Annotated in this window: 8 protein-coding genes; all 8 read left to right on the top strand. The window is 56.5% G+C overall.

The features are described 5' to 3' along the window. The first annotated feature begins 1 nt into the window (after position 1). Complete coding sequence (gene cheR, locus ATO67_RS11620; protein WP_067648757.1) at positions 2-910, top strand: protein-glutamate O-methyltransferase CheR; 909 nt, start codon at positions 2-4, stop codon at positions 908-910. Next, a complete protein-coding gene (cheB, locus tag ATO67_RS11615) occupies positions 907-1962 on the top strand; it encodes a protein-glutamate O-methylesterase CheB (RefSeq protein WP_067648754.1) in 1056 nt (351 codons plus the stop codon). Before cheR ends, cheB begins: the two co-directional genes overlap by 4 nt. Then, positions 1962-2351 (top strand): chemotaxis response regulator CheY2, encoded by a 390-nt coding sequence (cheY2, locus tag ATO67_RS11610; RefSeq protein WP_042618009.1) that lies wholly within the window; start codon positions 1962-1964, stop codon positions 2349-2351. The genes cheB and cheY2 overlap by 1 nt, the downstream gene beginning before the upstream one ends. Then, a complete protein-coding gene (gene cheD, locus ATO67_RS11605) occupies positions 2348-2893 on the top strand; it encodes a chemoreceptor glutamine deamidase CheD (RefSeq protein ID WP_067648750.1) in 546 nt (181 codons plus the stop codon). Before cheY2 ends, cheD begins: the two co-directional genes overlap by 4 nt. Positions 2894-3000: 107 nt before the next feature. Next, on the top strand, positions 3001-3384 hold the full coding sequence (gene cheT, locus ATO67_RS11600; protein ID WP_067648747.1) for a chemotaxis protein CheT: 384 nt from the start codon (positions 3001-3003) through the stop codon (positions 3382-3384). Between the two features lie 232 nt (positions 3385-3616). After that, on the top strand, positions 3617-5668 hold the full coding sequence (locus ATO67_RS11595) for an O-linked N-acetylglucosamine transferase, SPINDLY family protein (protein ID WP_067648744.1): 2052 nt from the start codon (positions 3617-3619) through the stop codon (positions 5666-5668). A gap of 88 nt (positions 5669-5756) precedes the next feature. Continuing rightward, positions 5757-6914: a UDP-galactopyranose mutase gene (gene glf / locus ATO67_RS11590; RefSeq protein ID WP_067648741.1), complete on the top strand. Its 1158-nt coding sequence runs from the start codon at positions 5757-5759 to the stop codon at positions 6912-6914. 255 nt (positions 6915-7169) lie between these two features. Continuing rightward, positions 7170-14345, top strand: a complete 7176-nt coding sequence (locus tag ATO67_RS11585) for a beta strand repeat-containing protein (protein WP_082760240.1) — start codon at positions 7170-7172, stop codon at positions 14343-14345. Positions 14346-14401: the final 56 nt, after the last annotated feature.

The raw sequence follows: 14401 nt of genomic DNA, 5'->3' as shown, positions 1-14401 counted from the left end.
AATGACAGCGCTCAAGTTTAACGATACACGCCTATCCCCGGACGAAGTGCTTGCCAGCGGAGAATATCCGCTGACACGCCGAGATCTGTCCGAAATCGCCGCGATGATCTATGCCGATGCTGGCATCTATCTGAACGACACAAAGGCGTCGCTCGTTTATTCGCGACTGTCCAAACACATCCGCAATCTCGGTATTTCCGGCTTTCGGGAATATTGTACTCTGGTTTCCTCGCAGGAAGGCGCGCATGCCCGCCGTGAGATGCTGTCGCATCTGACGACGAACTTCACGCGCTTCTTCCGCGAAAACCACCACTTCGAGCATTTGCGCGATGAAGTTCTGCCGGGGCTGATCAACCGGGCAAAGTCCGGTGGTCGTGTGCGTATCTGGTCTGCTGCCTGTTCCGACGGTCAGGAGCCGTACTCGATCGCATTGACGGTTCTCGGCATGTTCCCCAATGCCGCCGAGCATGATTTCCGCATTCTGGCGACGGATATCGATCCCAAGATTCTGGCGCAGGCCAGAGCCGGGGTCTACGACGAGAACGCGCTTGAAACGGTTAGCCCCGCCATGCGCAAGCAATGGTTTCAGGACGTCGAAGTCGGTGGCCGCCGTAAGCATCAGATCAGCGACAAGGTCAAAAAGCTGATCACGTTCAACGAGTTGAACCTGATGACGCAGTGGCCCTTCAAGGGCAATTTCGATGTTATTTTCTGCCGTAACGTCGTGATTTATTTCGATGAGCCGACACAGGTGAAAATCTGGTCGCGTTTCGCGGGCCTTCTGCCGGAAGGTGGACATCTCTACATCGGCCATTCCGAGCGTGTCTCGGGAGATCCGAAAGCTTTGTTCGATAATACCGGCATCACGACATATCGCTATATCGGCAAACCCGGCGGGAGAAAAGCATGACTGCACCCGCTAGAGTTCTTGTGGTCGATGACTCACCGACGATGCGCGGCCTGATCTCTGCTGTCCTGAAAGCCGACCCTGATGTTCAGGTGGTTGGTCAGGCGGGCAACGCTATGGAAGCGCGCGCAGCGATCAAGGAACTCAACCCGGATGTGGTGACGCTTGATATCGAGATGCCGGAGATGAACGGCCTCGAGTTTCTGGAAAAGATCATGCGGCTTCGGCCCATGCCCGTTATCATGGTCTCGACATTGACGCATCGTGGTGCTGGCGCATCGCTTGCGGCACTGGAGATCGGCGCTTTCGACTGCGTGGGGAAACCCGCGCCGGGCGACAGCAGGCCGTTTGGCGATCTGGCTGAAAAGGTAAAGGCTGCGGCGCGTTCACAGCATCAAACTTACCGTAACATGGCGACCGAAAGACCGGCGATTGCTGCACCGATGGCGGTCAGCGATTACCGCGTTGGCCGCAAGATCGTCGCTATCGGTTCTTCGACCGGCGGCGTTGAGGCGTTGATATCGGTTTTACAGAAGTTTCCTGCCAATTGCCCGCCTACGGTCATCACGCAGCACATGCCTTCGACATTCACGAAAAGCTTCGCAGAACGTCTCAATCGCTTATGCGCGCCAGTGGTGGAAGAAGCGACGGACGGCGCACGTCTCCAGACGGGTAAAATCTATCTGGCGCCGGGCGGAGAGCGCCATTTGCAGGTCGTTAATCATTCCGCACCAAGTTGCAGGCTTTTGGAAAAAGAACCTGTTAATGGCCATCGTCCATCCGTGGATGTTCTGTTCGATTCCGTGGCCGAGCTCGCCGGACGCAATGCTGTTGGCGTTATCCTGACCGGGATGGGTCGTGATGGTGCTGCCGGGTTGCTGAAGATGCGCCATGCAGGTGCGCGTACGATCGGCCAAAACGAAAAAACTTGCGTCGTTTATGGAATGCCGCGCGTTGCTCATGAGCTTGGTGCGGTTGAACAACAATATCCGCTCAACGCTATCGGCGAAGAAATTCTGAAACTTACTGCTGCCCGAAAAGAAGGTTCCGACTAATGTCTCTTGCAGAAAAAATCAAAGTTCTGATCGTTGACGATCAGGTTACCAGTCGTCTGTTGCTCAGTGACGCACTGACGCAGCTGGGCTTCAAGCAGATCACCTCTGCTGGTGATGGCGAACAGGGCATGAAGATCATGGAGCAGCAGCCCCATCATCTCGTGATCTCCGACTTCAACATGCCGAAGATGGATGGTCTTGGCTTCTTGCAGGCGGTTCGCACGAACCCGACCACCAAGAAGGCGGCCTTCATTATTTTGACGGCACAGGGCGATCGTGCGCTGGTTCAGAAGGCCGCCCAGCTGGGTGCCAACAACGTTCTGGCCAAGCCATTCTCCATCGACAAGATGAAGGCGGCAATCGAAGCCGTATTTGGATCTTTGAAATGATCGAAACCGCAGCCAAGCGCGTACATATTATTCAGGGCGAGTATAAAATCGCCAATGATCCCGAGGTGGTTTTAACGACCATTCTCGGTTCGTGCGTGGCTGCATGTCTCAGAGACCCTGTTGCGGGCGTCGGCGGCATGAACCATTTTCTGCTGCCGGGGACAGGGGGTACGGGGGGTGGAGATGCGACCCGTTATGGGGTGCATCTCATGGAATTGTTGATCAACGGCCTGCTCAAGCAGGGGGCACGCCGTGATCGTCTAGAAGCAAAGATTTTCGGTGGGGCGAAAACCATTGCCAGCTTCTCGAATGTTGGCGAGCAGAACGCCGCATTCGCGGTGCAGTTTCTAAAAGACGAAGGTATTCGTCTTCTCGGGCAGTCAACCGGAGGAGATTCAGGCCGCAAGGTGGAGTTCTGGCCGGTTTCCGGCCGTGCCCGCCAGCATCCTCTCAGTGGTGCGGAAACGCAGTCGACGGTTGCTCTGGAAAAGCGTCCAGCCCCAGCTCCGAAGCCAGTGGCCAACGATATCGAGTTTTTCTAAAGCAGCGTACAAAAGCAGGTTTGCCTCGCTGTTCGTTCATTTTGTTTCAGCATCGAACCGAAAACATTTTAGGGTTTCAGTTCGGCGCGCTGGTCACGGAGTATGTTATGCAGATCGCCGAGTACGCTGAACTTCAAGCGTTCGAAGAAGCACTTCCCGACGTGTTGATGCGGGTTGTTTCCGAACTCCATGACGTGGCCTATCTTATCGAACGGATTGAACCGCAACTGCTCGAGGCCACCAATGGCGCTGTCACGACCGAAGGTATGCGGTTGTTGCAGGGCATCGACCTTGCCGTTCAGAAAACACGCGGTCTCGCTGAATTCATTGACACGATCACAGGCTCCATTCCGCTTGATTGGGCCGTCGACGTGTCCACCGCGCTTAGTCTCGTCAAACTTGCGGAAATGCAAAAGGCGCTGGGTGCTGGCCTGCGCCACGGACATTCGCAACCTTTGGACAAGGCCTCCGGCGATTGTGATTTGTTTTAGGTCGAACACCGAGCGCCGACCGCGCCTGATAGCAAGGCAATATTGACCCTGGCCGAAGACCATTTCAGTTGCCTGAAGTCCGCATAAAACAAAATCTGTTAAATAATGAGCGGCGAAGCACCATTTTTGTGCAAGTAAAGCGCCGCGCAAGCTTCAAAGTATTAATCTGCACACCGGTTTATAACAGCGAGCGGTTTTGCCGTTCGACGCGCCAGTCCCGGGGTCTTAATTGATGAACAGTGTATCGAACGGTGGTTTTTCCAGCTCGCTTTTCCCAAATCTGCTGGAGCTGGCGAAATCGCAACGCCTCGCCTTGATGGACCTGTTCAAATTCGCCGAGGGTTTCAGCGCGGAAGGCCGCAGAAGCGAGGCGGTTGAGCTATACAAGACATGGTTGGCCTTCAATGATGGCCACCCCGGCCTACAGATGGTCTATTTCAACTATTCCGTGACGCTGCGCCAGACCAACGATCTCCCCGGTTCGATGAACGCCCTTCGCGCCGCGCTGCAAATCGATCCACTTTTCGGTCCTGCCCACATCAACATGGGCCGCGCCTATGAAGACGGTGGCGCTGCTCCTCAAGCCATCCAGCAATGGCAGAGTTTCGTGGACAGTACATCCGAAACGACGCCAGACCGACTTTCCTACCGGTTGATGGCATTGCAACATATCGGCCGTGTCATGGAAAACGCAGGCTTGCTCGATGAGGCCGAAGCTGTGCTCTGGCAGGCGATGGAACTGCGGCCCGAAAAGACGGAGTCGGGACAGCACTGGACCGCAATCCGTCAGCGCCAGTGCAAATGGCCGATCATCATGCCATCCAGCCATATTACAACGCGCCAGATGGTCGATTCCATATCGCCATTGACGCTGGGTTGCTATTCGGATGACCCGATGTTCCAGCTTGCCAAAGCCCACCAGTACAGCAAGAGCTTCGTTGGTCGTCTCGATATCAAGAGTTTCCCGCGCGCAAAGGTCAAGCAGAAATCGGGTACGGGCGCACGCCTGCGCGTCGGCTATGTTTCGTCTGACCTGCGCGACCACGCGGTCGGCTTTGCGCTTCGTGAAGTTCTCGAGCTACACGACAAAAACAGCGTTGAAATTCACGCCTATTATTGCGGTGATGCGGTTTCCAACGATGCGACGCAAAACCGGATGAAAGCTGCGGTCGATGCCTGGCACGAACTTGGTGCGCTGTCTGACGAAGCGGCTGCGCGCCAGATTGCCAGCGATGAGATCGATATTCTCATCGACGTCAACGGCTACACCAAACATGCCAGAACCGGGATTTTTGCCTATCGTCCGGCTCCAGTGATCGTCAATTTCTGTGGCTATCCGGGTTCGATGGGTGGTCCTTTCCATCAGTATATGATCGCCGATCAGCAGATTGTGCCCGAGGAAAGCGAAATCTACTATTCGGAAAAGGTGCTGCGGATTGCCTGTAATCAGCCAATCGACCGTAAGCGCATCATTGCCGCAAAGCCAACACGCGAGCAGGCGGGCCTGCCGAAAGACGCCTTCGTGTTTGCCTGCTTCAACGGCATGCAAAAGATCAACGCCAGCACTTTCGATCAATGGATGAAGATACTGACGGCGACCCCCGGTAGCGTGCTGTGGCTGCTCAGCGGTAACGAGAAAGCCGACCAGCGTTTGCGGCAGTTGGCCGTAGAGGCCGGTGTTGATGCCGAGCGCATTCTTTTTGCGCCCAAGGCTCAGAATGCCGAACATCTGGCACGTATTGCCGTGGCCGACCTGTTCCTCGATACATTCCCCTATGGCGCGCATTCCACCGCAGCGGATTCGCTGACCGTTGGGCTACCCGTTCTGACATTTCCTGGAAAGAGCTTTGCCGCCCGTTTCTGCAGCAGCGTTGTGGCTGCAACGGGTGTGCCGGAATTGATTTGCGATGGCCCTGACGATTATGTTGCCAAGGCCATCTCCTATGCAAACAACCCGGCAACCCTGAAGACGCTAAGAGACAAAATTCAGGCCAACCGCGACACAAGTGCGCTTCGCGACATTCCGGCACTGGCACGTCGTCTGGAAGAGCTGTTCTGGCAGATGCAGGCAGAAGCCGAGCGCGGAGAAACGCCCGTTCCCGATTTAAGAAATATGGACGTGTATTACGAAATCGGCGCGGAGCTCGTGCTGGAAAATCTCGAATTTGTCGATGAGCAGGCCTATCGCCAGCGGTATCTTCAGAAACTGCGCGAATGGCACGACTATTCTCCGATACCGTCCGACAACCGGCTGTGGACAAGCGCCGCCGCGGCTGCGTCTTAAATTCTGATACGGCGCAATCAATTTCAGCCGGTCCGGGCGCTTCACTCTATGAGCCGAAGCGCTCCAACACCTCATAAAGGCAGGTCGAGTGTCTCAATCCAAAAAGATCGCAATTGTCGGAGCAGGGCTTTCAGGAGCCGTTATTGGTCGTGAGCTTGCACAAGCGGGGCATCAGGTCGATATTTTCGACAGGCGTGACCACATTGCGGGCAATTGCCATACGGAACGGGACGCTGAAACCGGCGTGATGGTTCACGTCTACGGCCCGCATATTTTCCACACGGACGACGCAGAAGTCTGGGATTACGTCAATACGTTTCAGACCTTCATGCCGTATAAGAACCGGGTGAAGACCACGAGCCGGGGTCAAGTTTTTTCGCTTCCCGTCAATCTGCACACCATCAACCAGTTTTTCGACAAGACGTTTCGCCCTGATGAAGCGAAGGCTTTCATCGATGAACAGGCCGACAAGACCATTGAAGACCCGCAGACCTTTGAAGAGCAGGCGCTTCGTTTTGTGGGGCGCGATTTATATGAGGCATTTTTTCAGGGCTATACGCAAAAGCAATGGGGTTGCTCACCAACCGCTTTGCCAGCATCGATCCTCAAGCGCCTGCCTGTGCGTTTCAACTACGACGACGATTATTTCTTTCACAAATTCCAGGGCATGCCGGAAACCGGGTACACGCCGATGGTGGAACGTATTCTCGATCATCCCGGCATCCGCGTTCACCTGAGCAGCAATTTCGGACGTGCCGACATAAGCGGTTACGATCATACGTTCTACTCCGGCTCGCTTGATGGCTACTTCGATTACACCAATGGAAGGCTGGGATACCGCACGCTCGATTTCGAACGTTTCACCTATGATGGCGATTATCAGGGTTGCGCGGTCATGAATTACGGTGAAGTCTCCATTCCCTACACCCGTATTACCGAACATAAGCATTTCTCGCCTTGGGAAAAGCACGAAAGCTCCGTCTGCTACCGGGAGTTTTCACGCGAATGCGGGCCTGACGATGTTCCTTATTACCCTATCCGGCTCGTCGAGGAAAAAGAGCAGCTCGCTCAATATGTCTCGCTTGCCAATGACGAGAAAGCTGTGACCTTTGTCGGTCGCCTCGGCACCTATCGTTATCTGGATATGGATGTGACGATCCGCGAAGCGCTCGATACGTCGCGCCTTTTCCTTTCGTTGGTAGAAAAGGATGAGACGATGCCCTCATTCCTGAACCCACCGCTGTAACCCGATTAGGGTCAAACCACATCGAAAGAGGCCGGTAATAGCCTTTCCTGTTTTCGGGAGGGAGCTGCTTTGCTGTGGCCGCAGAGCCATGGCGGCTTTCATATCGAAATAACTGAAAGCCTCGCGCAAGCAACGAAACCTAGGATTGTCGATGTCGAATGCTGCCCTGATTTCTATTCCAGGGCCGCAAGCGTGGGGCGCTCTGGCTCCAACGAATTCGTTTTCGATCATTGAACTCGCGATCAAGGCCTGCAAATGACGTCGATCATACCTACTCTCTCTGCCAGCCAAATTTCGAAACTTTCGACGGCTCAGGTTTCAAGTTGGTCATCCGAGGATATGGCAGCGCTTTCGACTGAGCAGGTCAAAGTTCTATCGTCAAAACAGATCAGCGTTCTCTCGTCGGACCAAATCTCAGCGCTAGAAACTGAAGATGTCGAGGCAATGTCGACGAAACAGCTGAGCGCGATTTCGACAAGCGCGATCGTCGGCTTGTCCATGGACCAGATCGAAGTTCTGAACAAGATTTCGGTCGCTGGCTTCAGTGCCGGTCAGGTGGCGGCTTTGACGACCTCCCAGCTGCAATTTCTGACGACGGATCAGGCCGAAGCCCTGACGCCGGCACAGATTGGAGCGATGAGTTCCGATCAGATCGCCGCGCTCGACTTTGATGACCTGATGACATTTTCAACGTTAGATATGGCTGCGATCTCCAGTAAGGGCATAGCGGGCCTCTCAACCGGAGCCATCCTTATTCTGTCAGCCGAACAGGTCGCAGCCCTCAGCGCCTCGGCTATTCCGGGCTTGAGCACGGATGCGCTGACCTCTTTATCTGACGAGCAGCTTGCGGCCTTGAGAACAGGTGTCATTGCAAGATTGACGACGGACCAGATCGGCAGTTTGACTTCGGCACAGGTCGGCGCTTTGACGTCCACCCAGATCGCTGCCTTGAAGGCGGTGCAGATCGGTGCGCTCGGTGCAGACTATGTTGCCAATCTATCTCCTGCCGCGATTGCCGGGCTCAGCACGGCGGCAATTGCCAGCCTGTCGACAGCCCAGATTGCAGTCCTGTCGAACGACCAGTTGTCGGGTTTGACCACCAAGCAGGTCAGTGCCCTCAGGTCTTCACAGATTGAAGTCTTGCCGACCGAGAGTATTGCGGGTCTCACTGCCACACAGATTGCAGCCTTGAGTACGAGATCGATCGGTGGTCTTACGGCAGAACAGGTCGAGGCATTCTCCACAGCGCAGGCCGAGGCACTGACATCCGCTCAGGTCAAAGCGTTGACTTCGACGCAGATCGCAAAACTCAGTTCAGACAACATAGCAATGTTTTCGACGGCCGATATTGCTGCGATAACGAGTGCTGCTGCGGCAGGCCTAAGCGCTGACATCATCGGATCACTCACCCCCGCGCAGGTCTCCTCGATCAGCGCAAGCACATTCTCCAAGCTGACGGATGAACAGTTCACAGCGTTGATCAGCAGCCAACCTGCGGCGTTGACATCGACCCAGCTTGCGGCACTGACGTCCGCTCAGGCAGCGCTCATCTCAAAGACAGATATCGTAGCCTTTTCATCCTCGTCTTTCGCATCCCTGTCAGGCAAGGCAATCTCGGGTTTGCAACTGGACGTCATTGCGGAACTCACGCCTGACCAGATCACTGCGCTTGCGACTGGTGCAATCGCCAAACTGACGACGGAGCAGATCGCAGCGCTCTCCACCGACCAGGTCGAGGCAATGACCTCAAACCAGATCAAGGTGCTCAGCTCGCTGCAAATCGGTGCTCTGAGTGCGGACGATATCAAGACGTTCACTCCCGGTGAAGTTGCTGCAATCACCACCAAGGGCATTGCGGGCCTCAGCACGGCGGTCGTAGCCGTATTGACCCCGGACCAGATCAAAGCAATGAGCACCGCAACAGTCGCGGTTCTTTCCTCTGATCAGTTCGGCGCGCTGACAGGCGACCAATTGGCGGCCCTGACGCCCAAGCAGTTGAGTGCGATCAAGACTGCACAGATCAAATCCATGACGACGGAATATCTCGGCTCGCTCACGCCGGAACAGATCGCCTCTCTCAGCACCTCAGCCATCGCCGGGCTTTCGACGGCGCAGATTGGCGTGTTGTCGACTGCGCAGCTCGAAGCATTGACCTCGGCGCAGGTAAAGGCGCTTACCTCTTTGCAGTTGGCGGTGCTGGAAACGGAAGACATTGCCACATTTTCCACGGACGATATCGCCGCCATTGGCTCGAAAGCCGTTCAGGGTCTCAGCGCTAAAGCCGTTGCGTCCCTCACATCTGTGCAGATTGCGGCACTCAGCACCAGTGCAGTGTCGGGGTTGACGACAGATCAGGTCGATGCCCTGACATCATCCCAGCTCGGCACACTGTCTTCAGCGCAGGTATCGGTACTGACCTCTGCGCAGGTCGCTGCCCTGGAAGCTGTCGATATCGCCGCACTGAAGGCTTCGGCTGTCGGCGCTCTCAGCACCAGAGCCATTTCCGGGCTTTCGACCGCCGCCATTGCTTCGCTGGGCGTAGGGCAAGTCGCCGCGTTAAATCCCAACTCGGTCGCAAAGCTGACCGGCGATCAGATCGCTGCACTCACGGCATCACAGGTTGCAGCGCTGACAACCGCGCAGATCAAAGTTCTTGGCTCCACACAGATTGCCGCCTTGTCTTCGGACGTCATCGCGGCGTTGACGACGCTTCAGGTGCCAGCTTTTGCCACCAAGGCTCTATCAGGCCTGAACGCTGATCAGATATCGGATCTTTCCTCTACGCAGATCGCTTCCCTTACCCCTTCGCAGGTTGCCGCGCTAACGTCGTCCCAGCTCGCGGGGATGAAAGCCGAGGACGTCGCTGCGATGTCTGTGAGCCTGATACAGGCAATCAGCGCCAACGGTGTGTCTGGCCTGTCGACTGATTTTATCGCAGCTCTTCCAAGCGACAAGATCAAGGCCTTGAGCATCGGCGCTGTTGGCTCTTTAACATCCGATCAGATCGTGGCGCTTTCAACGATGCAGGTCGATGCCTTGACGATACGTCAGATCGCGGCTCTCAAGTCGACGCAGACCGCGGCACTGGGAACGGACGATCTCGCGACCTTCTCCGTCGAGGAAATTGCCGCGCTAAGCGGAAAAGGCGCCGCCGGCCTCCCTACAGCGATCGTTGCGACGCTGACGGCAGAGAAGATCAAAGCCCTTTCCACGGCTGCTGTCGCAAGCTTGACGACGGATCAGATCGACATTTTGAGTTCTGCACAACTTCAGGCGCTTTCAACCTCTCAGGTTGCAGCGCTGAGCTCATCCCAGATCGCGGTGCTCACTCCAACAAGCATCGCGTCGTTTTCGGCTGACCAGATCGCAGCAATGCGCGCCAGCGCCGTGACGAGCCTGACTGATCCACAGCTAACAGCACTGACGCCCTCGCAGCTTGCCGTTCTTTCCACAACACAGATCGCGGCATTCACGTCGACGCAGATTTCTGTAATGAGCACAGCGCAGATCGCCGCCCTCACTCCGGGCCAGATCACGGCGTTGAGCACATCCGGCATTACAGGTCTGTCCAGCAAGCAGATCGCAGCGTTGACGACCGATCAGACTGAAGCGCTGAGCAGCACGCAGATCGCAATGCTGACTGGCGAACAATTCGAAGGGTTTGGCGCAGACGATATCGCGAAATTCTCCACCAAAGAAATTTCAGCTATCAAATCGACTTCGATTTCCGGCATTTCGACGGCGGTGCTGTCACTGTTGTCGAGCGGGAACATTGCGGCCTTGAGCGCCGAGGGTGTGGCTGGCCTCAGCACCGCTCAGATAGGATCGCTGAATTCCGATCAGATTTCCGCGTTAACGACCAAACAGGTTTCAGCACTCACCGCCCAACAGATGGCAGTGCTGGGCACTGATAAAATCAGGGGATTGAGGACGGAGCAAGTCGCGGCACTTGGTACGGGTGGGATCTCCGGTTTGACGACGGCTCAGATAGCCGTATTGAGCGCCGATCAGGCCAAAGCCCTGACAAAGGTACAGGTCGAGGCTCTCAGCTATGCACAGTTCTCTGCGATCAAGGCGGAGGGAATTGCCACCTTTACAGCGGAAGAAATTGGTTCGCTGAGTACGGCAGTATTGAGTTCGCTTTCGACAAGCACCATTGCCAGCCTGACGACCGCGCAAATAGCCTACTGGAGCACGGATGCCGTCGCGAGCCTGACCACCAGCCAGATTGCCGCGTTGCAGACCGGGCAGATATTTGCCCTATCGACCAAACAGATAGGGGCATTGACCTCTCAGCAACTCTCTGCATTTGGAACGGATGATCTGAATACGCTGTCCACCGCAGCTATGGCGGCAATCACGTCGACAGCGATTTCCGGATTGTCTTCCGCTACGATTGCGGGGCTTTTGCCATCGCAGATAACGGCCATCAACACAAAGGCGATCGTTGGCTTATCCGCAAGCCAAGTTGCAGCACTGACCGCCGGTCAGGTTGCATCTCTTTCGACTGCTCAGGTTTCGTCTTTGACATCGAGACAAGTGGCAGCTCTGGGAACTGCAGGGATTGCGGCGTTTACAAGTCATCAAGTTGCATTCCTCGGCTCTGACGGCATTGCCGGCTTATCGACGAGCCAGGTCGCTACATTGACCACAGCGCAGGCCGAGGCATTGACCACGACACAGGTCGCGGCGCTCAGTTCTCTCCAGGTCAGCGCGTTGGGCACTGACGATCTAAAGGTATTTTCCAGCAGGGACATCATGGCGCTTTCCAGTGGCGCGGTTGCTGGCCTCTCGACAGACACGCTCGCTGCTCTGGACCCGCAAACGATCGCTGCCCTCTCTACGACGAGCGTTCCCGGACTTTCAACGACGCAAATCGCTGCTTTGACTGGGCCGCAAATCGGTGCGCTGACGACGGCTCAAATTTCGGCACTTGGTTCCAAACAGGTCGCGGCATTGGGAACGGTTGGCGTCGCCGCACTGTCCACCGCCCAGGTCGCAGCGTTGGGCACTGTCGGGGTGCCGGGTCTTTCTTCGGCGCAAGTTGCAGCATTGACGACCAGCCAGATCGAAGCGTTGAACAGCACGCAGGTCGCCGTTTTGACCTCCACCCAGGTCGCTGGACTGGATGCCGCCGATCTCGGCCTATTCTCCACCGCGGAACTTGCTGCGCTCAGTTCGAACGCTATTCTCGGTCTCTCCTCCTCGACCCTGGCCGGGCTTTCGGCAGATCGCATAGCTGTTCTCGGAACTGCCAGCGTCTCCGGTCTCTCCACCAGCCAGATTGCATCCTTGACGGCGGTTCAGGTGGGCGCGCTGACCACTGCGCAGATCGCCTCGCTTGGCTCCAAGCAGGTTGCCGCATTGGGAACCGTCGGGGCAGGGGCTCTGACGACCAGCCAGATTGCGGCCCTGAGTACAGCTGGCATCGCCGGACTTTCGACTGGGCAAATCGACGTATTGTCAGCCTCGCAGATCGAAGCTCTCAACACGGCACAAGTGGCGGTTCTTACCTCCACGCAGGTTGCGGCACTGGGTGCCGATGATCTCGGCGCGTTTTCGACTGCCGAATTGGCGGCCTTGTCTTCGACCGCCATTCAAGGGCTTTCGACCGTCACGATCGCCGCTCTTTCAACAGAACGCGTCGCCATTCTTGGAACGGACAGCATCTCCGGTCTCTCGACGGCCCAGATTGCGTCGCTGACGACGGCGCAACTGGAGGCTCTGACGACAGCGCAGGTTTCTGCTCTCGGCTCCAAACAGATCGCGGCTCTTGGAACCTCGGGTGCTGCGGTGCTTTCGACTGCGCAGATCATGGCGCTGAATACGGCGGCAATTGCGGGCCTATCCACGGGGCAGGTCGGCATTCTCTCGACAGACCAGGTGGAAGCTCTAACCCCGGCGCAGGTCGCGGCATTGACCTCGACGCAACTATCGGCGCTCGGCAATGACGATATCGACGTCTTGTCCACCGATGACCTTGCCGCGCTTCCGTCTCACGTCATTCAGGGCCTGTCCACCTCGGCAATTGCCGCCATGTCGACAAGCAGGATTGCCATTTTGAGCCCGTCAGGCATTTCCGGCCTGACGAGCGGCCAGATTGCGGCTTTGAGCACGGATCAAGTGGAAGCGTTCACCAGCGATCAGGTTGCAGCCCTTGGGTCCAAGCAACTGGCGGCGCTGGGTCTGGACGACCTGCTGACCTTTTCGACAGCAGACCTCGCCGCTATCACTGCAGGCGCCATCGTCGGAATTTCGACGGCAACCCTGGCCGCACTTCCCACCGAAACCGTTCATTCTCTGAGCTCTCTTGGTGTCTCTGGCCTCTCTACGGCGCAAGTCGTGTCGCTGACTGTCGATCAGATCAGCGTTCTGTCGCCCACACAGGTTGCCGCCTTCAGTTCACAACAAATTGCGGCGCTTGAAACCATTGATATTGCGTCTCTTTCAACGAGCCAGATTGCCGCAATCAGCGCAGGCGGTATCGCGGGTCTTAAAAGCAGTCAGGTGATGGCTCTCAGTCTTGAACAACTGCAAAAACTGTCGACTACGCAGGTTGCTGCATTGACCTCCGACGCCGTTTCCGGGCTGACTGCGGAAGAACTCGATACACTCAGTTCGGGCCAGATTGCTGCAATCAGCTCCTCGGCTGTCAGTGGCTTGCCGACAGACTTCATCGCGGCTCTTTCAGCCACCGAACTGGCGGCTATGGGGACGGGTGGAATCTCCGGTTTGACGAGCAAGCAGGTTGCCGCATTGACCAAAGACCAGCTCGACAGCTTTACGACGAGCCAGATTGCCGCGTTGAGCGCAGACGGTCTGGCGGGTCTGACGACCCTGGGTATGTCAACATTTTCGACCGCCGATATCGCAGCAATCGCGTCTGGTTCCATCAGAGGTCTGTCGACGGCTATCATCGCTGGACTGACGACGGGTGACATCAAGGTACTGACACCTGGGCAGGTGGGTTCGCTGGGCTACAACCAGATCGTCGCATTGAGCTCAGCTCAAGTGGACGCCCTGTCGACCACGCAGTTGAACGCGCTCAACGCCATTCAGGCTGCGGCACTGGGAACGGAAGACATCGCATTGTTCTCTGCGGAGGATATCGTGGCTCTCGGCACGAGTGCGGTCTCCGGCTTGTCCACAAGCGTCATCGCAGTTCTGACGACGGACCAGAGCGAGGCCTTGACGCCGGCACAGGTGGCTGCGTTGACCTCGAACCAGGTCGCGGCAATTTCGAAAGAGAATATTTCGAAATTCTCCACGGCGGATATCGCTGCCTTCAGCTCCTCAGGTGTCGCCGGTCTGTCCACGGATACTCTCGTCAGCCTGTCCAGCCAGCAGATCGACACGCTGTTGAACACCCACATGGGTTCGCTGACACCCGCCCAGGTATCATCCATCATTTCGGTTTACATCGCCGCTTGATGAACGGCGCGAGCGCCGTCCCTTTAAAAGCCATCAGGGAAACGCTCGCGCAAGCT

Source organism: Agrobacterium bohemicum (assembly GCF_001562555.1).
Classification (GTDB): Bacteria; Pseudomonadota; Alphaproteobacteria; order Rhizobiales; family Rhizobiaceae; genus Agrobacterium; species Agrobacterium bohemicum.
The sequence above is the reverse complement of the archived record's forward strand: the minus strand, read 5'-3'. Positions and strand labels throughout refer to the sequence as shown.

What these genes read in the sequence shown, in the direction of transcription:
- cheD (WP_067648750.1), top strand. Translation starts at nt 2,348, where the DNA reads ATGATCGAAACCGCAGCCAAGCGCGTACATATTATTCAGGGCGAGTAT.
- cheY2 (WP_042618009.1), top strand. Translation starts at nt 1,962, where the DNA reads ATGTCTCTTGCAGAAAAAATCAAAGTTCTGATCGTTGACGATCAGGTT.
- ATO67_RS11595 (WP_067648744.1), top strand. Translation starts at nt 3,617, where the DNA reads ATGAACAGTGTATCGAACGGTGGTTTTTCCAGCTCGCTTTTCCCAAAT.
- ATO67_RS11585 (WP_082760240.1), top strand. Translation starts at nt 7,170, where the DNA reads ATGACGTCGATCATACCTACTCTCTCTGCCAGCCAAATTTCGAAACTT.
- cheR (WP_067648757.1), top strand. Translation starts at nt 2, where the DNA reads ATGACAGCGCTCAAGTTTAACGATACACGCCTATCCCCGGACGAAGTG.
- cheT (WP_067648747.1), top strand. Translation starts at nt 3,001, where the DNA reads ATGCAGATCGCCGAGTACGCTGAACTTCAAGCGTTCGAAGAAGCACTT.
- cheB (WP_067648754.1), top strand. Translation starts at nt 907, where the DNA reads ATGACTGCACCCGCTAGAGTTCTTGTGGTCGATGACTCACCGACGATG.